The 19,465-nt window shown below is 66.6% G+C and carries 21 protein-coding genes and 1 pseudogene; 4 read left to right on the top strand and 18 right to left on the bottom strand.

Annotation, left to right across the window (positions count from 1 at the left end; all coding sequences use genetic code 11):
• From ACLH0K_RS14445 to ACLH0K_RS14470, 6 genes are all read right to left on the bottom strand, one after another.
• Positions 1 to 2,022: an Hsp70 family protein gene (locus ACLH0K_RS14445; protein WP_411374242.1), complete on the bottom strand. Its 2,022-nt coding sequence runs from the start codon at positions 2,020 to 2,022 to the stop codon at positions 1 to 3.
• A 153-nt stretch (positions 2,023 to 2,175) separates the two neighbouring features.
• On the bottom strand, positions 2,176 to 3,267 hold the full coding sequence (gene ccsB, locus ACLH0K_RS14450; protein WP_411374243.1) for a c-type cytochrome biogenesis protein CcsB: 1,092 nt from the start codon (positions 3,265 to 3,267) through the stop codon (positions 2,176 to 2,178).
• Positions 3,267 to 4,967 (bottom strand): cytochrome c biogenesis protein ResB, encoded by a 1,701-nt coding sequence (locus tag ACLH0K_RS14455; RefSeq protein WP_411374244.1) that lies wholly within the window; start codon positions 4,965 to 4,967, stop codon positions 3,267 to 3,269. The genes ccsB and ACLH0K_RS14455 overlap by 1 nt, the downstream gene beginning before the upstream one ends.
• A complete protein-coding gene (locus tag ACLH0K_RS14460) occupies positions 4,967 to 5,722 on the bottom strand; it encodes a cytochrome c biogenesis CcdA family protein (RefSeq protein WP_411374245.1) in 756 nt (251 codons plus the stop codon). The genes ACLH0K_RS14455 and ACLH0K_RS14460 overlap by 1 nt, the downstream gene beginning before the upstream one ends.
• A 12-nt stretch (positions 5,723 to 5,734) precedes the next feature.
• A complete protein-coding gene (locus ACLH0K_RS14465) occupies positions 5,735 to 6,376 on the bottom strand; it encodes a TlpA family protein disulfide reductase (RefSeq protein WP_411374246.1) in 642 nt (213 codons plus the stop codon).
• Positions 6,376 to 7,074, bottom strand: coding sequence for a histidine phosphatase family protein (locus ACLH0K_RS14470; protein WP_411374247.1), 699 nt, complete (start codon positions 7,072 to 7,074; stop codon positions 6,376 to 6,378). The genes ACLH0K_RS14465 and ACLH0K_RS14470 overlap by 1 nt, the downstream gene beginning before the upstream one ends.
• A 213-nt stretch (positions 7,075 to 7,287) precedes the next feature.
• Here ACLH0K_RS14470 and ACLH0K_RS14475 point away from each other — a divergent pair, with 213 nt between their 5' ends.
• From ACLH0K_RS14475 to ACLH0K_RS14485, 3 genes are all read left to right on the top strand, one after another.
• The gene (locus ACLH0K_RS14475; protein WP_411374248.1) at positions 7,288 to 7,836 is read left to right on the top strand and encodes a YceI family protein; all 549 of its coding nucleotides are present in this window, start codon (positions 7,288 to 7,290) and stop codon (positions 7,834 to 7,836) included.
• A gap of 102 nt (positions 7,837 to 7,938) precedes the next feature.
• Positions 7,939 to 8,406 (top strand): hypothetical protein, encoded by a 468-nt coding sequence (locus ACLH0K_RS14480; protein ID WP_411374249.1) that lies wholly within the window; start codon positions 7,939 to 7,941, stop codon positions 8,404 to 8,406.
• A gap of 108 nt (positions 8,407 to 8,514) precedes the next feature.
• Positions 8,515 to 9,369 carry a hypothetical protein gene (locus tag ACLH0K_RS14485; RefSeq protein ID WP_411374250.1) on the top strand — a complete coding sequence of 285 codons (855 nt, stop codon included), beginning with the start codon at positions 8,515 to 8,517 and terminating at the stop codon, positions 9,367 to 9,369.
• A 53-nt stretch (positions 9,370 to 9,422) separates the two neighbouring features.
• Here the strand turns inward: ACLH0K_RS14485 and ACLH0K_RS14490 are convergent, their stop codons facing one another.
• Together ACLH0K_RS14490 and ACLH0K_RS14495 are read right to left on the bottom strand one after the other, a co-directional pair.
• A complete protein-coding gene (locus ACLH0K_RS14490) occupies positions 9,423 to 10,127 on the bottom strand; it encodes a redox-sensing transcriptional repressor Rex (RefSeq protein WP_411374251.1) in 705 nt (234 codons plus the stop codon).
• 95 nt (positions 10,128 to 10,222) lie between these two features.
• Positions 10,223 to 10,477, bottom strand: a complete 255-nt coding sequence (locus tag ACLH0K_RS14495) for a glutaredoxin family protein (protein ID WP_411374252.1) — start codon at positions 10,475 to 10,477, stop codon at positions 10,223 to 10,225.
• Positions 10,478 to 10,553: 76 nt separating this feature from the next.
• On the opposite strand from ACLH0K_RS14495, the gene ACLH0K_RS14500 reads away from it, so the two are divergent.
• Complete coding sequence (locus tag ACLH0K_RS14500) at positions 10,554 to 11,372, top strand: HAD family hydrolase (RefSeq protein ID WP_411374253.1); 819 nt, start codon at positions 10,554 to 10,556, stop codon at positions 11,370 to 11,372.
• 124 nt (positions 11,373 to 11,496) lie between these two features.
• Here ACLH0K_RS14500 and ACLH0K_RS14505 read toward each other — a convergent pair whose 3' ends face one another.
• The 10 genes and pseudogenes from ACLH0K_RS14505 to ACLH0K_RS14550 form a co-directional block, all read right to left on the bottom strand.
• Positions 11,497 to 11,595, bottom strand: coding sequence for a 30S ribosomal protein bS22 (locus tag ACLH0K_RS14505; protein ID WP_003792170.1), 99 nt, complete (start codon positions 11,593 to 11,595; stop codon positions 11,497 to 11,499).
• Positions 11,596 to 11,776: 181 nt separating this feature from the next.
• The gene (locus ACLH0K_RS14510) at positions 11,777 to 11,986 is read right to left on the bottom strand and encodes a helix-turn-helix domain-containing protein (RefSeq protein WP_138136871.1); all 210 of its coding nucleotides are present in this window, start codon (positions 11,984 to 11,986) and stop codon (positions 11,777 to 11,779) included.
• Positions 11,987 to 12,127: 141 nt separating this feature from the next.
• Positions 12,128 to 13,237: a 3-deoxy-7-phosphoheptulonate synthase gene (locus ACLH0K_RS14515; RefSeq protein WP_411374254.1), complete on the bottom strand. Its 1,110-nt coding sequence runs from the start codon at positions 13,235 to 13,237 to the stop codon at positions 12,128 to 12,130.
• Between the two features lie 228 nt (positions 13,238 to 13,465).
• Entirely contained in the window at positions 13,466 to 14,791 is a 1,326-nt protein-coding gene (locus ACLH0K_RS14520; RefSeq protein WP_411374255.1) for a glycoside-pentoside-hexuronide (GPH):cation symporter, read from the bottom strand.
• A 52-nt stretch (positions 14,792 to 14,843) separates the two neighbouring features.
• Complete coding sequence (locus ACLH0K_RS14525) at positions 14,844 to 15,002, bottom strand: hypothetical protein (RefSeq protein ID WP_411374256.1); 159 nt, start codon at positions 15,000 to 15,002, stop codon at positions 14,844 to 14,846.
• A 19-nt stretch (positions 15,003 to 15,021) separates the two neighbouring features.
• Positions 15,022 to 15,231, bottom strand: coding sequence for an acetylxylan esterase (locus ACLH0K_RS14530; protein WP_411374257.1), 210 nt, complete (start codon positions 15,229 to 15,231; stop codon positions 15,022 to 15,024).
• Positions 15,232 to 15,347: 116 nt separating this feature from the next.
• Positions 15,348 to 15,650 (bottom strand): annotated as a pseudogene (locus ACLH0K_RS14535) (acetylxylan esterase); the annotation flags it as partial.
• On the bottom strand, positions 15,601 to 15,870 hold the full coding sequence (locus ACLH0K_RS14540) for an acetylxylan esterase (RefSeq protein ID WP_411374258.1): 270 nt from the start codon (positions 15,868 to 15,870) through the stop codon (positions 15,601 to 15,603). The pseudogene ACLH0K_RS14535 and the gene ACLH0K_RS14540, both read right to left, overlap by 50 nt.
• 44 nt (positions 15,871 to 15,914) lie before the next feature.
• On the bottom strand, positions 15,915 to 17,429 hold the full coding sequence (locus tag ACLH0K_RS14545) for a rhamnulokinase (protein ID WP_411374259.1): 1,515 nt from the start codon (positions 17,427 to 17,429) through the stop codon (positions 15,915 to 15,917).
• The gene (locus ACLH0K_RS14550) at positions 17,426 to 19,465 is read right to left on the bottom strand and encodes a bifunctional aldolase/short-chain dehydrogenase (protein ID WP_411374260.1); all 2,040 of its coding nucleotides are present in this window, start codon (positions 19,463 to 19,465) and stop codon (positions 17,426 to 17,428) included. Before ACLH0K_RS14550 ends, ACLH0K_RS14545 begins: the two co-directional genes overlap by 4 nt.

Consider the following 19,465-nt stretch of genomic DNA (forward strand, 5'->3'; position numbering starts at 1 on the left):
TTAGGCCACCGGCTCGGCCGGGGCGGACGTTTCCACCATCGGCGCCTCTGACGTTGTGGGTTCCTGTCCCGTCACCGGAGTCGGCTCCTCAGTTACCGCCGGGGGCGGCGGCTCTTCGGTGACAGGCGGCTCAGGGGTCACCGGCGGTGGCGGGTCCGAGGTTACGGGTGGTTGCGGCTCCCCGGTAACAGGCGGCTGCTCAGTAGCGGGCGGAGCGCCGGTGGCCGGATCAGCCGGTACGGGCTCGGTGGTGCCAGGAGTCGTCGGTTCCACCGTTCCCGGCGCCGTCGTTGGAGTGCCGGTGGGATCAGTGGTGCCTGGCGCCGTCGTATCCCCGGCGCCGGACACTGTGCCTGGGGCTGTGTTCGGAGACGTGCCTGGCGCCGCAACGCCTGCTCCGGGATCGGTTGCTGACGCACTGCCCGTCGAGGACCCGCCGGTTGGGCTCTTCTCCGCGGTGGCCGAAGGCCGGCTGGTGGGCGACGCTTCCACGTCCAGTCCCGCTTTTTCATTAGACCTAGCCCTCTGCACCCCAGCCTCGATACCGGCCAGTGGTGCGGTCGCGTCGCCTGCCGCTGCCGTTCCAGCCGCTCCGCCGGAACCGCCCGCAGAGGTTTTGGATTCAGGAGCGGCTCCGGCCCCCGGTACGAACATGGCGGTCAGGTTGCTGAAGCCTTCCGGCCCTTGGGCCGCGGTTGCGGTAAGGACGGTCACCAGGGCGGCAGCGGCAGCAATGGCGGTCAGCCGCACCGTCGGTTTTGGCGCATGTGCACCGCCGTGGTGCCCGTGGGCTGCAGCGGCCGCCGCCGGGCCTTTCCTGGACCAGCTGGCGGGCCGGGCGGGAACGTGTGCGGCGTCGCCGGACCCGGCAGGTACGACGGCGGGTGTTGCGGTTTGTTCCGCGTCCTTGCCGGCCGCCGTGGCCGCAACAGCCGTGGCGGCCTGCGCGAGAACCGTGGACAGGGCAGCACCGAGGCAGATTGAGGACTTGGGGTCCGCATCCACAGCGATGGGCCTGTCAAGCTGCTCCGAGATCAGCTGCGCCACCAGGGGGATCCGGGAGGACCCGCCGATCAGCAGCACCGCGGAAAGATCGGCCGGTTCCAGTTCCAGCTCCGCCAGGGACTGTTCCAAGGCATCCACGGTGTCCCGCACGGATTCCTCTATCAGCGCCTCGAACTCGGAGCGGACCAAACGGACCTGCTGGTGGATGCCGGGCAGGAGCACCGAGATGCTGGCCTCGCTGTCCGAGGAGAGCGCTTCCTTGGCTTCCACGCACTCACGCCGCAACCTGGCCAGCGCAGCGAGCACTCCAGGCTCTTCCGGGTCCAGCCCGGCAAGCGCCCCACCGGTGTTGTTGGCCACGTAGCGGAAGACGGCAGCATCAAAATCCGCTCCGCCGAGGTCTTCAATGCCCTCAGGACGGCCCAGCGGCTCGAAGCGCGTGCTGCCGGCCTTGCGCAGGACGGCGGTGTCGAAGGTCCCGCCGCCGAGATCGTAGACGGCAACTATGCTGCCGTCCTCCACCCGCACCTGCGAGGCGTAGTGCAGCGCGGCGGCTTCCGGTTCGGTCAGGAGCGTCACGTCCCCAAGCCCCCTGGCGGCCAGGGCATCCCTGACCACAGTGGTGCGGTGGGTGCCCCAGGCGGCAGGGTGGGTCAGGATGATGTCCGACGGCGGTTCGCCCTCGCGCTCGGTGGCCCGGTCCACCACCCAGCGGGCCATGGTGGCGAAGACTTCCTCGGGGGGAAGGGACAGGGTGCCCACGGCAATGGGAACGGCGTCTCCGACCCGGCGTTTGAATTCACGCACCACCCGTGAGGGAGAGTCAAGGCCGCGGCGTTCCGCGGCCTCCCCCACCAGGACCGGGCCCTCCTCCGGGTAGTACACCACGGAAGGCACGGCTGAACCGCGAAGGCCCAGTGGAAGGGTCTCCGGTACCGGTGTAACTCCTGGGTTGAAACGGACAACAGCGGCCGCGGTGAAACTGGTCCCGACATCAATGGCCAGAACGTAGCTCATGGATACCTCAGGCAAAACTAGCGTTTCGCCTGCAAGCTTCATCACGGGCGAACGTCACCAACGTAGCATCACCGCGGGGCCGGGAACACCCCCGTTGCTACATCGAATTGTTATTTACCCAATGTGTCGCTGTTGTTCGAAAGAAACCCCTGTTCAGAGGCCGGAGTAGGAATGGAGCCCGTTGAAGAACTGGTTGACGATCGTGAAGTTGAAGATGACGCACAGGTAGCCGACGATTGAGAGCCAGGCCGCCCTGTTGCCGGTCCAGCCCCTGGTGGCCCGGGCATGGAGGTAGCCTGCGTAGACCACCCAGATGACGAAGGTCCACACTTCCTTGGTGTCCCAGCCCCAGAACCGGCCCCATGCCTTCTCCGCCCAGATGGCACCGAACATCAGCGTAAACGTCCAGCCAATGAAGGCGATTGCGTTGATGCGGTAGGAGAGGTTCTCCAGGCTGAGGGCGGACGGCACCAGGCGCATGAATCCCAGCTTGTCCGCGCCGCCGGCAGCCACGGTTTTCTGGCGGCGGGACTGGACAAGCTGCAGGGCTGACATGGCGAACGTCAGGGTGAACAGCGCGGACGAGAGCACGGCAATGGAGACGTGGATGATCAGCCAGTAGCTCTGCAGGGCCGGAACCAAATGGCCCACGGGGGTCCAGTACGCCACGGAGGCGGCCACCAGCATGATGATCACCAGGCCCACCACGAAGGTGCCCAGGAACCGCAGGTCACGGCGGACCAGGACAAGGAGGAACACGGCTACCGCCACGAAGGCGCCGGTGGTGAGGAACTCGTACATGTTGCCCCACGGCACGCGCCCTGCACCCAGGGCACGGGTAACTACGCCCGCGCCGTGGATCAGTGCTCCCAGGATGGTCAGGGCCACGGCAACGCGTGCGGGAGCGCGGCGCTCGGCAGCGTACTTCATGTCGGCATCGGCGGTGATGACTCCCCCGCCGCCTGCTGCCATGGACGACGACGGCCGCTCGGCACGGTCCGCCGGGCCGGCAAGGCGCTCCCCGCCCGGGCGGGGGGTCGCGGATTCCGCCCCTGCCCCGGCTGCCACCGGAACCTTCGCGGCTTCTCCCGCCTGCGCGGCTTTGAGGTCGATGGCACGCAGTGCCTTGCTGCTCTTGGCAAGGTCCCAGGCGAAGGCGATGAAGGCCACCGTGTAGGTGCAGGCGGCGAGCAGCATGAACAGCTCGCTGTACTGGCCCATGGTTTCGTTGATTCCGAACGGCATTACTGGTCCTTTTCGGCCCCGGCAGGGCCTGCTGTGGTGGAGGGTTCTGCGGGTGCGTCCTGGGGAAGCTTCCACTGCCCGGACAGCAGCTTCCGGATGGTGGCGGCCTCGGCAGCCAGGCGGTGGTCCTCGCCGCGGGCCAAAAGTCCGTACTCCACCATGGTCCGGCCGTCCTCGTGGGTGCCGGTGCGCACCCAGGCCCGGCGGCGGTTGACGTAGAGGGAGATGATGAGGCCCGCGACGGCCAGGAGGGCGAAGATCAGGGCATAGAGCTGGCCCGGGTTGTGGTGGATGTCCACGCCGATGTACCGCTTGACGCCGTCAAAGCTGATGGTGCCCTTGCCGTCCGGCAGCGTGTAGGTGGACCCGGGCGCCAGGGTGATGCCGCCGGCGTCGAGGTTTCGGGCGTTCAGGGGCGTGAGGTTTTCCACGTCCAGCTCGAAAACGTTCTGCGGTGCGCCGTCGTCCAGCCCGAGGTCCCCATAGTAGGAGTTCAGGCTCAGCTGCGGATTGAAAAGATCCGGGTCCCCGCTGAAGGACACGCCTTCATCCGTGACGAACGCCGTGGGCAGGAAGAACCCTGCGAAGCCCAGCTGGTCCGGGCTGGCGTCGGGCACCTTGATGACTACGGAGGAGTAGTAGTTGTCGCCCTGGAGTTTCGCCACCACCGGTCCTTGCATGGCAATGTTGCCGGCGCCGTCGCGGATGGTCACCACCGGGGCGTAGCCGTTGCCGGTGAGGTAGATGCTGGTGCCGCCAAGGCTTACGGGCTCGTTAACCTTCAGGATCTCCTGCTTGGCGGGCGAAGCCGGGGTTTCCCTGGTGGTGACGGTAGCCGCGAAGTCGATCGGCTGGCCGAACTTGCCCGCGGATTCGCGGTCGAAAGTGATGTCGAACTTGTCCAGCTGCACTGAGTACGGCTGCAGCTGGCTGGACTGGAAGTTCGTGCCCGGGTTGAACTGGTCATAGCCCACCAGGGTGTTGACGAAGGTATCGCCCTCCACCAGGATGCGCTGGCCGCTGTAGCCGAACAGGCCGCCAACAGCCACTGAGATCAGCACGCCGATCAGGGACGTGTGGAAGACGAGGTTGCCAACTTCTTTGAGGAACCCGCGCTCCGCGCCCAAAGACGGCCGCGCGCCGTCGTCGTCCCTGACCTCAACGCGGTAACCGCGCTTCCTCAGCACCCCCGCGGCGCTCTGGATGGCGTCCGACGCCGGGATCCCGGCGTCGGCGGGAATGACCAGCGTGCCGTATTCGGGAAGCCGGGACAGCCGCTTGGGGGTGCGCGGCGGCTGGGAGCGCATGGCCTTGTAGTGGGCGATGGCGCGCGGCACCACGCAGCCGATCAGGGAGATGAACAGCAGGAGGTAGATGGCGGAGAACCAGGCGGAGGAGTACACGTCGTAGAGCTGCAGGGCGTCCAGCAGCTGGCCGTAATCCGGGTTGTCCTTGATGTACTGGGTCACCACGGCAGGATTCGCCGGGCGCTGCGGGAAGAGGGAACCGGGGACGGCCGCCACCGCAAGGAGCAGCAGCAGGAACAGCGCGGTCCGCATGCTGGTCAGCTGGGTCCAGGCCCAGCGCAGCATTTCCTTGGGACCCAGGGCCGGCAGCGCTGCGTCCGGCTTCGCCTCCGACACCTTGGTGCCGGCCGCCGCCCCGGACGTCTTCTTCTTTACCTTCACACGCTCGCTCATCAGATCGGCAACTTCACATCGGTTTGGAACCAGTACTGCAGCCCGGTCACCCAGTTGCCCCATACACCGCTGGCCATCAGCAGGCCCAGGACCACCAGGATGCCGCCGCCGGTGCGCTGGATGGCAAGCCGGTGCTTCCGGAAGAAGGCCATCACGCCCATGCCCCGGCGCAGGGCCAGGGCGATCAGCAGGAACGGGATGCCAAGGCCCAGGCTGTAGACGAACGCCAGGAACGCTCCCTTGGCTGCTGAGGACCCGCCGGACAGGCTGAGCAGCTGGACAGCTGAGTAGGTGGGCCCGATGCAGGGCGCCCAGCCCAGCCCGAAGGTCAGGCCCAGCAGCGGCGCGCCCCACAGGCCGGCGGGCGGCTTGGCGTGGATCTTCGCATCCCGCTGGAGCCAGCTGAAACCGCCCATGAACACAATGCCCAGCAGGATCACAAGGATGCCCAGCAGCTGGGTGATCCAGGCGTTTTGCGAACCCGTAACCAGGGTGCCGAGCTGCCCGAAGGCGCCGCCCAGGAGTACGAAGATCACCGAAAAGCCCAGGACGAACAGCCCGATGCCCGCCAGCATGCGGCCGCGCTTCTGCTTTTGCAGGTCCACGCCGCTCAAGCCGGTGACGTAGCCCAGGTACCCGGGCACGAGGGGCAGTACGCAGGGTGAGAGGAAGGAGACCAGGCCGGCCAGCAGGGCAACCGGGATGGCCAGCAGCAACGAGCCGTTCAGGATGGCTTCGGCGAAGGGGCTGTTCACGGGCGGCCCGCGCTACTCTGCCACGGCGGCTGTGATAAGGGCTTTCAGGGTGCCCTTTTGGACTTCGCCCAGGACGCGGGAGGCGACGCGCCCCTGCTTGTCCAGCACCAGTGTGGTGGGGACGGCGCCCGGCGGTACCAGCCCTGATACGGAGAGCAGGACGCCGCCGTCCTGGTCGTCAAAGCTGGGGTAGGTGACATTGAAGGTCTTCTCGAAAGCCTCGGCGGTGGCCTTCTCGTCCCGCAGGTTCACCCCGTAGAACTGGACGCCCTGCTCCTTGAACTCCTGGTGGAGCTCTTCGAGGATCGGGGCTTCCACCCGGCAGGGGGCGCACGCCGCGAACCAGAAGTTAAGGACAGTCACCTTGCCCTGGAAGTCGGCGGGGGAAACGGCGGTGCCGTTGAACAGGGTGCCGGTGACCTGGACGGCAGACTTGCGGTCAGCTGCGGCGAATTCGGTGACGGAACCGTCCCCGGCCACATAGTTCTTGTTGTCCCCGGCCCGGGCCTGCTGTGCCAGGGCGTCCTCCTGCGCACAGCCGGAAAGCCCCACGGTCAGTGCCGTCAGGGCCAGGCCGCCGGCGGCCAGGACACTCCGCCGGGAGCTGACGGGGCCGTTGCCGCGCCCGGTCTTGCTGGGATTGCTGTGGGTCACTACAGGGCTCCAGGGGTGCTGGCCGCACCGGGAAGTAGGGATGCCGCCGGCTCGCTGTACTTGACGCGCACGAGCGTGCCGTCGTCGCCGAACACCAGGGACGTGATGGAGGTAAGGGTGCATTCGCGCTTCCGCGGGTCGTGCCAGAGCGGCTTGCCCTCGGCGCTGAGCCGGGTGGCCCAGATGGGAAGCTGGTGGCTGACCAGGATGGCTTCGGGCCCGCTGGCACTGTAGTCGCCGGTCCCGTAGTCACCCTCCGCGAGTTCGATGGCGCGCAGGCGGGCATCATGGACAGCTTCCATGACCCGCGAGGCCTGCTGCTTGTACGGCTCGCCCCAGGACGGCCGCAGGGGGTTGACCAGCCGCGGCCAGTGTTTGGGCCGCCGGAGCTCGCTTTTGGTGACCTTCATGCCTTCGAAGTAGTTTTCGGCCTCGATGATCCGCTCTTCGGTGTGGACCTGAAGGTTCAGGGCCTCGGCGGTGGGCGCCGCGGTTTCCTGTGCGCGGTCCAGCGGTGAAGCCGCCAGGTAGGTGATGCGGGCACCGGCGGCCGCGCGTTGCCGGAAGTGTTCAGCGAGCGTCCGGGCCATCTCCCGCCCCAGGTCGGAGAGGTGGAATTCGGGCAGCCGTCCATACAGGACGCCGTCCGGATTATGGACCTCGCCATGGCGGAGCAAATGGACAGTGGCTTGGGGCATGTTTACCAGTTTCTCAAAGATGGCCTGCGATCAGAAATCTCCTGCACGAGCTTCTACAAAGAGTAGAACTGAAGTTTTTGAAGAAATGTTCCGAAGGCGGGAACAAAAGATGCAAATGCATGTTTATACTGGATGCAGCAGGATAGTTGAGGCTTCAATAGATGAAGATTCAACAGCAGGACCATCAGGAAAACCACCCTAAGGAGCATCACCATGGCACTTCCCGCAGACATCACCACCGGCACCTGGACCCTGGACAACTCCCACAGCGAGATCGGCTTTACCGTCCGGCACGCGGGCATCAGCAAGGTCCGCGGGCAGTTCACCGAGGCCGCCGCCACCCTTGAGCTGGCCGGGGACGTGACCAATTCCAAGATCGCGGCCACCATCAACACCGCCAGCTTCGACTCCGGGGACGCCAACCGCGACGGCCACGTCAAGGGTGAGGACTTCTTCGACGTCGAGCAGTTCCCCGAGATCTCCTTCGTCAGCAACGGACTGGTGGCCAAGGGCAACAGCTACGAACTGTCCGGCGACCTGACCATCAAGGGCGTCACCCGCCCGGTCACCCTTGAAACCGAGTTCAACGGCGTGGCCGTTGACCCCTTCGGCAACACCCGCGCCGGCGTCTCCGCCGAGACCACCATCAGCCGCAAGGACTTCGGCCTCACCTGGAACGCTGTCCTCGAGACCGGCGGCGTCCTGGTCAGCGACAAGGTGGCCATCAACCTGGAACTGGCCTTCATCGCCCCGGCAGCGTAAGCAGCCATCTCCCCCTAAAGCGGAAACCCCGGCACCGGCTTCTCCAGTCCGGTACCGGGGTTTCCGCTTTAGGGGCACGACGACGGCACTACAGTGAACGGCATGAGCAACTCTTCCGGCCCCCGGCAGGGCCTCCCGGGCACGCTGTTTTCCATGGCGGGCCGGCCCACCGAGGTGAAAGTTTCCTTCTGGATCTGGTTTGCGGGCGGCCTGTTCGGCGTGCTGGGCGGAATGCTTGGGGCACTGGGGTCCCTGGTCCTGTTTGCCGCGGCACCGGCGGCAGCGGCCGGCGTAGTTGTCCTGATGCTGCTGGCTGCCGCGGTGGGCGCCGCGCAGATGGTCTTTGCCGTCAAGATGAAGGGGGGCAGGAAGTGGGCCAGGCTGGCGCTTACGGTACTCGCCGCGGTGACCCTGGTTTTGGCCGGCGCGAACTCGGTGGCGGGCCTCGGCCAGGGGACGGGAAACTGGGTGGCCTTCCTGGTCAGCCTGGCGGCAACAGTGCTGATGTGGCTGCCCAAAGCGCAGGCATGGTTCGCCGCAGGTGCCGGGCGGAATACCTCGCCGGAATGACCCACAAGGCACCGGCCGGGGGTACGGTGGACTTAAGCCATGCTGGGGGCAGGCATAGGAAAAGCTCCCGGCAGCCTCCCTGGAATCCGACATGCAGAAGGACCGCTCATGAGTACTCCTCCAGTCCCGCCCCCCGTCCCCAATGATCCGGACTCCGGAGGCTCGCAGTCCGGCAGCTCTGCCAGCGAATCCGGCGCGCCCCGCTACGGCCAGAACGCCCCCCAATACGGGCAGAACCAGCCGCAGTACGGCCAGAACCCGCCGCAGTATGGTGCGCAGCCGCCGTCGGCCCCGCAGTATGGGCAGAACAGCCCGTACGGGCAGAACCCGCAGTATGACCAGCAGGGCCAGAACCCGCCGCAGTTCGGCTCGCAGTACGGACAGAACCCGCCCCAGGGTCCCGGTTACGGGCAGCAGTCGTTTGGCCAGTCCTCATACGGCCAGTCACCGTATGCCCAGTATCCCTCCGAGCAGCCGCAGACCTCGGGTGCCAACGGCGTCCCGCAGCTGGTGAACATCTCCTTCTGGCTGCTAATCGCGTCCGCCGTGCTTTTCGTTGCTTCCCTGCTGACGGGCCTGGGCCAGCTGGACGATCCCATCTTCCGCCAGACCTTCGAGGACCAGATGGAGGCCAGCGGCGCAACCGGTGTCACGTATGAGGACATCAAGGGCTTCATTGTCGGCACGCTGGTGGTTTTCGCCGTCCTGGGCGCCGGCCTGTACCTGCTGGTGGCCTTCTTCGTGCGCAAGGGCAAGAACTGGGCGCGCATCCTTGGCACGGTGTTCGCTGCCCTGTCCATTTTCGGCCTGTTCGGACCCCCCACCATCGGAACCTTGGGCACGCTCCTGGGAATCGCCGCCATCGTGCTGCTCTACCTCCCGGCCGCGGCTCCCTACTTCCGCAAGCAGCAGCCGTTCGCCAACCCGTACGGCGGCGGCTTCGGCAATCCTTACGGGCGGTAGGCCCGGGCCTTTCCACTCCTGCGGGCGCAGGCCTCCGTGGGACTGCCGGAACGTCAGGCAGTCTGTCCCGGGGCCTGCGCCCGCTGTGCGTGGTAGGCCAGGATCTGCAGTTCTGTGGCCATGTCCACCTTGCGGAGGTTGACCCCTTCCGGCACCTGGAGCATCACGGGGGCGAAGCTGAGCACGCTGTGGACGCCGGCGGCCACCACCCGGTCGCAGACCTCCTGGGCCACCGCTGCGGGCAGGGCCAGGACCACCATGTTGGCCCCGGTGCGGTGCAGGACTGTTTCAAGGTCCGCCACGTCGCTGACCCGCAGCCAGCCCACCTCATTGCCCACCACCATCTGGTCGGCGTCGAAGATGGCAACGACGTCGAACCCGCGGGACTCGAATCCGCCGTACCGGGCAAGCGCCTTGCCCAGGTTGCCGGCGCCCACAATGGCAACCTTCCAGTCATGCGTCAGGCCCAGCGCCGCGGCGATATGCCGGCTCAGGTACTGCACCTCGTACCCCACGCCCCGTGTCCCGTAGGAACCCACATGGGAAAGGTCCTTGCGCAGCGTGGAAGAGCTGACCCCTGAGGCTTCCGCGAGGGATTCAGACGAAACACGCTCCACGCCGTCCGCCAGCAGGGTGTTCAGGGCGCGGAGATAGAGCGTCAGCCGGGCCACAGCTGCGGGCGGGATCTGTTTGGCCGGGGTGCCCGTGGCGTCCGGCAGGTCCGGGACAGCCTGGGGAGTTGAGTCCAGCGAAGTCACCAGCCCCTCCCTTGAGTCGCGTTGTGACTCCACTCTAGATCCCTGCCGCCGGTGCCAACAAAGCAGGTGCCGTCAACAACAAAACGCTCCCCGGGCTACTGGGCCATCGCCCGCTGGAGGACACGCGCCAGCCGGGTTTCGTCGATCTTCCAGAAATCCCGTTGCACCCCGTCCACCAGCACCACCGGGATTTCTTCGGCATAGCGCTCACGAAGTTCAGGCTGGTTGTCCACCAACTCCTCCACCCACTCAAGGCCGAGGGCGGCAGTAACCCGGGCGACGGCGTCGCGCGCCTCACCGCAAAGGTGGCAGTTCGCTTTGGTGAGAAGGACGACGCGGGGTGTGGCCATGGGTTAACCGTAGCCCCGTTCGGGGTGCCGGGCACGCCGACGGCTTACGGCGGGCGCATTGACTAGACTCGAGTCCATGCCCGAGGAGAAGTACGTCGCAGTAGTCACCAAGCCGGTTGCTGCGCCGCAGCCTGCCGAGGCGGCGTTCTTCGACGTGGATAACACCCTCATGCGCGGTGCCAGCCTGTTCCACGTGGCCCGCAAGATGCACCAGCGCGGCGCCTTCACCATCGCCCAGGCGGCCAGCTTCGCCTGGAAGCAGTTCAAGTTCCTGGCACGGGGCGAGAACCTCTCCGACGTCCACGCCATCCGCGACTCCGCCCTGACCCTCGCCGCAGGCATCCTGGTGGATGACATCAAGGCCCTTGGCGAAGAAGTGTATGACGAGATGATCGCCTCGCGGATCTGGCCCGGCGCCAAGGCCCTGGCCGAGCAGCACCTGCGGGTGGGCCGGCGCGTGTGGCTGGTGACGGCGACGCCCATCGAGGTGGCCACGGTGATCTCCACCCGGCTGGGGCTTACCGGAGCACTGGGGACGGTGGGCGAAATTTCCGAGGGCATGTACACCGGCCGCCTGGTGGGCGACATCCTGCACGGCTCCGCCAAGGCCGTGGCAGTCCAGGGCATCGCCGAGCAGGAGGGCCTGGACCTGAAGCGGTGCTGGGCCTACAGCGATTCCTACAACGACATCCCGCTCCTGTCCCTGGTGGGCCATCCGGTGGCCATCAACCCGGACGCCCGGCTGCGCCGCCACGCCCGCGACCATAACTGGCCGGTGTACGACTTCCGGGCAGGCCGGCGCGCGGCAACGTTCGGGCTGAAGGCAGCCACCGCGGGCGGCGCCGTCTACGGTCTCTGGAAGGGCTTCGCCCGGATCCGCGGCCCGCGAATCTAGGTCGCAGCAGATGGCGTTTTGAGCGCCCATAACGACAGTTGCTGCTACCCAGTTGGGCGGGGGGACACGGAAAAGCCCGCCGCCTCGGAAGGCAACGGGCTTTTCCACGCTCTGCGAAGTAGTTCTACTTCTTGTTGCGGCGCTGGTGACGGGTCTTGCGAAGCAGCTTGCGGTGCTTCTTCTTGGCCATACGCTTGCGACGCTTCTTAATAACTGAACCCACGAAAGTTCCTTACAAACTAGATGCAGTACCTGTCTGCTGGAATTCGTCCGTGGACGAAGCTACGAACTGAACAACTGACAGATTCTTACAATGACGTAAAACGTTCCTTAACAGGGTACCGCCTCCGCGGAGGGGCTCTGACCAGCAGGAGCTTCCCGCCGGCCATGGCAGCGGAACCGGATCAGGCGGTTTCGGTGTGGCCCTCCACCACGGCGCCCTTCAGGTACTGCTCAACAGCGGCCTCCGGAACCCGGTAGGAGCGGCCAAAGCGCACTGCGGGCATGTCACCGGAGTGGACCAGGCGGTACACCGTCATCTTCGAGACGCGCATGACCTGGGCTACTTCAGCCACGGTAAGGAACTTCGCGTTGGAGAAGTTCTGTTCCGACATTTCCCTATTCCTTTGCTGACGGATGGACAACAGTGACCCCAGGTACATGCCAATGCGGTGTTCCGATGCTGAGCCATCCACCAACCACCTACCTAGATACTCTAGATGTTCCTGTGGCGGAAGTGAAAGTAGTGCGCTTCCTTATTTCGCCGCCCGGCGCTTCCGGGCAGATGCCGCCAGCTGGTTCAGCACCGAGACGGTCACATCCCATTCCATGCAGGCGTCCGTCACACTCTGGCCGTACACAAGGTCATCCCGTCCGGCGGCGTGGCTGGCGACGTCCAAGTTTTGCGCACCGCCCACCAGGAAGCTCTCCAGCATGACGCCGGCAATCGCCTGGGCCGAGGGACCGCCGTCTTCGAGCTGGGCGCCGATCTCCAGCGCCACCTCGGCCTGCCGGTGATGGCTTTTGCCGCTGTTGGCATGGCTGGCGTCCACGATCAGGCGGGGGTTAAGGCCCTTGCCTGCCAGCTTTGCGGAGGCAGCCTCGACGTCGGCAGCGCCGTAATTGGGTCCCTTGCGTCCGCCGCGGAGGATGACGTGGGTGTCCGGGTTGCCGGCCGTGGCTACCAGGGCGGCGCGGCCGTCGCCGTCGATGCCCAGGAACGCCTGGGCCGCCGCGGACGCACCGCAAGCGTCGATGGCCACCTGCAGGTCGCCGTCGGTCCCGTTCTTGAAACCGATGGGCATGGACAGTCCGGAAGCCAGCTGCCGGTGGATCTGGCTCTCCGTGGTGCGGGCGCCGATAGCTCCCCAGGAGATGAGGTCCGCCATGTACTGCGGGCTGATGGGCTCAAGGAATTCCGTGGCGGCAGGAAGGCCCAGGGCGGTGACCTGCTGCAGGAAGTGACGCGCGGTCCGGAGGCCGGTAACCATGTCGTGGCTGCCGTCCAGCCGGGGATCGTTGATCAGGCCCTTCCAGCCAACGGTGGTGCGGGGCTTTTCGAAGTAGGTCCGCATGACCACCAGCAGGTCTTCCTTGTGCTTTTCGGCCTGGCTGACCAGCCTGCGGGCGTATTCCAGGCCGGCCTTAGGGTCGTGGATGGAGCAGGGACCCACGATGACCAGCAGGCGATCGTCCACGCCGTCCATGACCGCGCGGACTTCATCGCGGCCGCGTTCAACGACGTCCGCGGCCGGCCCGTCCAGGGGCAGTTCGGCAAGGAGGTCGGACGGGGTGGGCAGCGCGGTGAATTCGCTGACCCGCAGGTTTGAGGTGGATTTTGCTGCTGATGCTGTTGCGGTGCTCATGTTCGGGTCCTGTTCCAGATGGGAAGCGGGCCCGGTTCAGAACCCGCCGGAGAAACGGCGAAGGGCAGAGAATAATCCCTGCCCCTGTTGGCTCTGAAGGAAGTTGGATGCGTGTCAGTTAGACGCGGGCCCCTCCAGAGCCAACGAAAAATACGCATACCAACGGTTAGTCATGGAATAGACCATAACCCCGGCCCGGCCAAGGGCAAAATTCCGTCCGTCATATTGCTACCGGGAACCCTGGAGTCCGGCCACCAGCTCTGCATGTTTCTCGTCCGTGAGGCGGTACCAGTACATGATGCCGGCACCGGCAAACACCAGCGCGGCGGGCAGCAGGCCGGCGGCGGCCCGGATGGCCAGGAGGGCAGAATCCGCCTGCTCCGCCAGCACTGACGAATAGCCGCCCCAGGCCAGGGAGAAGGCGACAACTCCCCCGCCAAAGCCCATACCGAGCTTCCGCGTTGCGGCCAGCAGCGCGTAGTTGATGCCCTGGACCCGGACGCCGGTCTTCCATTCGCCGTACTCCACGGTGTCGGCGATCAGCGCCCAGGTCACAATGCCCACCGATGCGGAGGACAGCTGCGCCAGGACGATGCCGGCCACGGCCAGCCACGGCGCTTCGGCCGGGGCGAGGAAGACGATGAGCCCGCCGGCGCCCCCGGCGCAGCCGCCTGCCGTATAGATCGCTTTCTTGCCCCACCTTCCCACAATCCGCGGCATCACGACGGCGAGCGCAAGGGTGATTGCCACCTGCGTCGCGGCCATGACGGGGAAAAGGTCCACGCGGGAGAGCACGTCGCGGAGGTAGAAGAATTGCGCGGCACCGGTAGCGCTGGCACCGGTCACGAACAGGACCGAACTGATGCAGAGCACCACGAGCGGCGAGTTGGCCTTAAGCGCGTCCACGCTTTGGCGCATGGTGATTTTGGGGATGCTGCCGCCGATCTGCTCGCGGCAGGCGACGCCTGTGAACAGGTACAGCCCGGACCCCACCACCGCGAAGACCAGGGTCATGACAGTGAAAATCTGCTGCATGTCCCCGCCCGAAGCCAGCAAAGGTGCGACCACGAAGCCCAGCGTCGCCCCGACCGAGAGGCCGCCGATGGTCCGCGCACCGGCGAGCCGGGCCCGCTCCCTTGGCTCCTGGGTCATGGCTCCCACCAGGCAGCCGTAGGGGACGTTGACCACGCTGTATGCCAGGCAGACAAGGCCGTAGGTGCAGTAGGCATACAGCAGCTTCAGGCCCGGCTCCACATCCGGCACATGGAACACCGCCGCGCTCAGCAGCAGCGGGATGAAACCGAACATCACGAACGGGCGGAACTTGCCCCAGCGCCTGCCGTCCACCCGGTCTACGATGCGGCCGGCGGCCACATCGGTGAAGGCGTTGAAGACCCGGGCCGCCACCAGCAGTGCCCCGGCGGCTGCCGCCCCAATCCCAGCCACGTCCGTGTAATAGACCAGCACGAACATATTGGCGGTACTGATGATCATGCTGTTCGCAGCATCACCGGCGCCGTAGGCGGCGATGCTCGTCCTGCTGAGTTTCTTCATGGTTCCTTGTCCCGCGGCCCGGAAACCGGTTTCTCGAGCCTTAAGAAGGAACTTACCCCAAAATCTTCCGGAGAAACAGCAGCTGCCTGGTCCAGTGGTGCTCCTGGCCGCCCTCGTGGTTGTTGAACCTGTAAACCTCGATCTCCTTGGCTGCGCCGGAACCGGAGCTTCCGGATGCCCCTGAGCCGTAGGCATTAAAGCTGGCGAACACCGTTGAAGGCGGACAAACGTCATCCACCTGCGCCGCTTAGTACATCGCCGGCACCGTCGCAGCGCGGCAGGGTAACGCCGTCGAAGTAGCGCAGCACGTCCAGCACCGGTTGGTACCGGTCCCGGTGCCGGGCCAGGAACGGGGCGCTCTCCGGATACGGGCCCCGCCGTGTGATGTCGATAGCCCGGGGGAAGTCCTCAAGGAAGGGGACATCGGGCAGCGCGGCCATGACGCCGTCGAGCCTTCCGGCCGCCAAACCCACCGCCCGCCACGGCAATCCCGGCGCCCGATGCCACGGGTCATGAGCCCCGCGAAGGACACCTCCCCGGCCGAGGGGTGCGGATCCGGCGTCTCGCCGAGGGTACCGCCGTAGCCCTGGCCCCGGGTGTCCATGATGAAGTGGGCATACCCGGCCTGCGCCCACTTGGTCTCCTGGTTGACCAGTCCCCGGCCGCTCGAATAGCCGATCCACTGGACCACCACCGGCAGCGCGGCCCGGGCGGCCCGGTTCGCGGGAAGGTGCAGCCAGCCCTTGATCCTGTACCCGCCGTAGCCGGAGAACGTCACGTCGAAGGTGTCGATGACCGTGGGGTAGTTCTCAACCGGCTCGGAGACAGCGTCCAGCGGGAAAGCCCTGGTGGCGGCCACCGTGGGCGTCCCAGAACTCCGTGAAGTCTGCCGGCGCGGTGACGTCGGATGTGTAGCTGCGGAGTTGGGCGAGGGGAAGGTCAAAAGGGGCATCGTTGTCCGTTCCGTGCGGGTTCAGCGGGTGATGATGGCGCCCAGCCGACGCGCGGCGGTCCGCTCCCCGGGCCCGGCGCCACCTCCCCGCCGACCCACCGTCGGACGCGGCCACGCGTGGGTACATGCTATCCACGATGCAGGTGGCAAAGCGTGCGATGTTTCATACGTTTAATTCTTGGAAGCGGAAAGGGTAGGTGCAGCCTGCCCCGCGGGCTCGTAACGGCGCAGCATGGTTCCCGTGCTGATGATCTTGCGAAGTTCAGGCAGTCCGCCCGCCAGCGCTCCGGCTGCACGTGCCTGGATGAGGACATTTCCGAGTGCCGTGGCTTCCACCGGCCCGGCAACAACCGGACGGCCCGTGACGTCCGCCGTGAGCTGGCAGAGCAGGGTGTTCTGGGAACCTCCGCCCACCACGTGCACCACGTCCACCGTGCGGCCGGCCAGGCGTTCGGCGTCGGCCAGCGTGCGGGCGTATCCGGCGGCGAGGCTGTCCATGATGCAGCGGGCGATGGCCGCCGGATCGTCGGGCAGGACGTCCCCGGTGCGGCGCACGGCCGCCCGGATCCGCTCCGGCATGTTGTCTGGGGCGATGAAGTAGGAATCGTCCGGATTGATCTGGGGACCACCAGCCGGAAGCGCAGCGGCCGCCTGCAGCAGTGCCGGCAACTCGGGCCGGAAGCCTTCGGCCGCCCAGGTCCGCTGGCATTCGCTTAGCAGCCAGAGCCCGCCCATGTTGCGCAGGTAGCGGATGGTGCCGTCCACGCCGCGTTCGTTGGTGAAATTCGCGTCACGGCTGGCCTCGGTAAGGACCGGGTGCCTGAGCTCAAGTCCCACCAGGGACCAGGTGCCGGAGGAGATGTACGCGAAGTCCTCTTCCTGCGCGGGAACGGCGGCGACCGCGGAGGCGGTGTCGTGCGACCCTACGGCCACCACCTTGGTGTCCTGCCGCAGGCCCACCTGGGCGGCGATCTCCGGCAGGAGGGTGCCCACGGTTTCACCCGGCTGGATCAGAGGCGGAAACAGGTCCGTCCGCAACCCCAGGGCAGTAAGGAATTCGGTGGCCCACTCCCCCGCCACGGCGTCGAAGAGCCCGGTGGTGGAGGCGTTGGTGGCCTCGGTACGCCGGACACCGGTGAGCAGGAACGCGATCAGGTCCGGGATGAGCAGCGCCTGCAGGCCGTCGAGGTCCTGTTCCGTGGCGAGTTGGTAGATGGTATTGAACTGCAGGAACTGCAACCCCGTGGTCGCGTATAGGCGCGCGGGGTCTAGCTTCCGGTGGACGGGTTCGACGGCGGCGCGGCTGCGGTCATCACGGTAGCTGAACGGCTGCGCCGTCAGGTTGCCCGCGGCGTCCACGAGGCCGTAGTCAACGGCCCAGGTGTCGATGCCGATGCTGGCGATGCGTTCACCTTGCACCGCGGCAACGGTGGCCGCCGCTGAGAGACCCTTGAGTACCTCCGCGAAGAGGGCGTCGAAGTTCCAGCGCAGGCCGCCGTCGATCTCCACCACGCCGTTCGGGAAGCGGTGGACCACTTCGAGCTGCGCACCGTCACCGCTGACGCGGCCGAGGATGACCCGGCCGGAGGAGGCGCCGATATCAACGGCGGCGAACACACCAGGGGTAGCGGCGGAATCCGCCCCGGCCGGAGCCGGAGCGGATTCGCTCTTGCGTGCTGTGCTCATCGCAGGAAGGCTGCAGCCACTCCGGCGTCCACGGGGATGTGCAGGCCGGTGGTGTGGGACAGTTCGTTGCTGGTGAGCACGGCGGCGGCGTTGGCCACGTGTTCGGGCAGGACTTCGCGCTTGAGCAGGGTGCGCTGGGCGTAGTACTCGCCCAGCTTTTCCTCGTCCACGCCGTAGACGGCGGCGCGCTTGGCGCCCCAGCCGCCGGCGAAGATGCCGGAACCGCGGACCACGCCGTCGGGGTTGATGCCGTTGACGCGGATACCGTGCTCACCGAGTTCCGCGGCGAGGAGGCGGACCTGGTGGGCCTGGTCTGCCTTGGTGGCGGAGTAGGCAATGTTGTTCGGGCCGGCGAACACGGAGTTCTTGGAGGAGATGTAGATGATGTCCCCGCCCATGCCCTGGGCGATCATGACCTTCGCGGCGGCCTTGGCCACCAGGAAGGAGCCCTTGGCCATGACGTTGTGCTGCAGGTCCCAGTCCTTTTCGGTGGTTTCCAGCAGCGGTTTGGAGATGGACAGGCCGGCGTTGTTGATCACCAGGTCCACCCCGCCAAACGCCAGCACCGCGGCGTCGATGGCCGCCGCGACCTGGGCCTCATCGGTGACGTCGGCCTGGACGCCGATGGCGACGTCGGAGCCGCCGAGCTCCTCGGCCACCTTCTGCGCGTTCTCCAGGTTCAGGTCCGCGATGACAACGCAGGCGCCTTCCGCGGCGAGGCGGGTGGCGATGGCCTTGCCGATGCCGGACGCCGCGCCCGTGACCAGGGCGATGCGGGTGGCGTGCGACTTGGGCTTGGGCATGCGGGCCAGCTTGGCTTCCTCCAGCGCCCAGTACTCGATCCGGAATTTCTCGGATTCCTCGATGGGTGCGTACGTGGAGATGGCCTCGGCGCCGCGCATCACGTTGATGGCGTTGATGTAGAACTCACCGGCAACCCGGGCGGTCTGCTTGTTGGCACCAAAAGAGAACATGCCGACGCCGGGGACCAGCACGATGGCCGGGTCCGCGCCGCGCAGCGCCGGGCTGTTGTCGTCCGCGTGGCGGTCGTAGTAGGCCTGGTAGTCCTCGCGGTAGTCGGCGTGGAGCTCGTGCAGCCGGGCGATGGAGTCCTCGATCGAGGCGTCGGCGGGCAGGTCGAGGATGAGCGGTTTGACCTTGGTGCGCAGGAAGTGGTCGGGGCAGGAGGTGCCCAGGGCGCCCAGGCGCGGGTGCTCGGCGGCCTCCAGGAAGTCCAGGACGACGGCGTCATCGCTGAAGTGCCCCAGGACCGGCTTGTCCGTGGAGGCCAGGCCGCGGATCACCGGTGCCAGGGCTGCGGCCTTGGCTCGGCGTTCGGCCTCCGGCAGGGCGCCGTAGCCGGGCAGCTTCGCGCCGAAGGGCTCGGCCTTGCCGTTCTCGGCGATGTACTTTTCGGCCTGGTCGATGATCCACAGCGAGTTCTGCTCGGCTTCTTCGCTGGTGGCGCCCCAGGCGGTGATGCCGTGGCCGCCCAAAATGGTGCCGACGGCTTGCGGGTTGGCGTCTTTGATCGCTGCGATGTCCAGGCCCAGCTGGAACCCGGGACGGCGCCAGGGAACCCAGACCACCTTGTTGCCGAAGATCTTGGTGGTAAGCGCCTCGCCGTCCACTGCGGTGGCGATGGCGATGCCGGAGTCCGGGTGCAGGTGGTCGACGTGCGCGGCATCCACCAGGCCGTGCATGGCCGTGTCGATCGAGGGGGCTGCGCCGCCCTTGCCGTGCAGGCAGTAATCGAACGCGGCCACCATCTCGTCCTCGCGGTCAACACCGGGGTAGACGTTCTTCAGCGCGTTCAGCCGGTCCAGCCGCAGCACCGCAAGGTTCTCCGCCTTCAGCGTGCCCAGGTCCCCGCCGGAGCCCTTGACCCACAGCAGTTGGACGTCCTCGCCCGTGACCGGGTCCTTCTCCGTGCCCTTGGCAGAGGTGTTGCCGCCGGCGAAGTTGGTGTTCCGCTTGTCCGCGCCCAGGCGGTTCGAGCGGGTAATCAGGTCTTCAATAGTCTTGTTGGTGGTCAT

Source organism: Arthrobacter sp. MPF02, from assembly GCF_046605375.1.
In the GTDB taxonomy this organism is placed as follows: domain Bacteria; phylum Actinomycetota; class Actinomycetes; order Actinomycetales; family Micrococcaceae; genus Arthrobacter.

Coding starts and splice junctions, on each gene's coding strand:
- ACLH0K_RS14500 (WP_411374253.1), top strand. CDS start 10,554: ATGCCCGAGGAGAAGTACGTCGCAGTAGTCACCAAGCCGGTTGCTGCG.
- ACLH0K_RS14495 (WP_411374252.1), bottom strand. CDS start 10,477: ATGGCCACACCCCGCGTCGTCCTTCTCACCAAAGCGAACTGCCACCTT.
- ccsB (WP_411374243.1), bottom strand. CDS start 3,267: ATGCCGTTCGGAATCAACGAAACCATGGGCCAGTACAGCGAGCTGTTC.
- ACLH0K_RS14480 (WP_411374249.1), top strand. CDS start 7,939: ATGAGCAACTCTTCCGGCCCCCGGCAGGGCCTCCCGGGCACGCTGTTT.
- ACLH0K_RS14540 (WP_411374258.1), bottom strand. CDS start 15,870: ATGTACCCACGCGTGGCCGCGTCCGACGGTGGGTCGGCGGGGAGGTGG.
- ACLH0K_RS14520 (WP_411374255.1), bottom strand. CDS start 14,791: ATGAAGAAACTCAGCAGGACGAGCATCGCCGCCTACGGCGCCGGTGAT.
- ACLH0K_RS14475 (WP_411374248.1), top strand. CDS start 7,288: ATGGCACTTCCCGCAGACATCACCACCGGCACCTGGACCCTGGACAAC.
- ACLH0K_RS14455 (WP_411374244.1), bottom strand. CDS start 4,967: ATGAGCGAGCGTGTGAAGGTAAAGAAGAAGACGTCCGGGGCGGCGGCC.
- ACLH0K_RS14530 (WP_411374257.1), bottom strand. CDS start 15,231: ATGGCCGCGCTGCCCGATGTCCCCTTCCTTGAGGACTTCCCCCGGGCT.
- ACLH0K_RS14445 (WP_411374242.1), bottom strand. CDS start 2,022: ATGAGCTACGTTCTGGCCATTGATGTCGGGACCAGTTTCACCGCGGCC.
- ACLH0K_RS14510 (WP_138136871.1), bottom strand. CDS start 11,986: ATGTCGGAACAGAACTTCTCCAACGCGAAGTTCCTTACCGTGGCTGAA.
- ACLH0K_RS14545 (WP_411374259.1), bottom strand. CDS start 17,429: ATGAGCACAGCACGCAAGAGCGAATCCGCTCCGGCTCCGGCCGGGGCG.
- ACLH0K_RS14470 (WP_411374247.1), bottom strand. CDS start 7,074: ATGCCCCAAGCCACTGTCCATTTGCTCCGCCATGGCGAGGTCCATAAT.
- ACLH0K_RS14485 (WP_411374250.1), top strand. CDS start 8,515: ATGAGTACTCCTCCAGTCCCGCCCCCCGTCCCCAATGATCCGGACTCC.
- ACLH0K_RS14515 (WP_411374254.1), bottom strand. CDS start 13,237: ATGAGCACCGCAACAGCATCAGCAGCAAAATCCACCTCAAACCTGCGG.
- ACLH0K_RS14550 (WP_411374260.1), bottom strand. CDS start 19,465: ATGACCACCAACAAGACTATTGAAGACCTGATTACCCGCTCGAACCGC.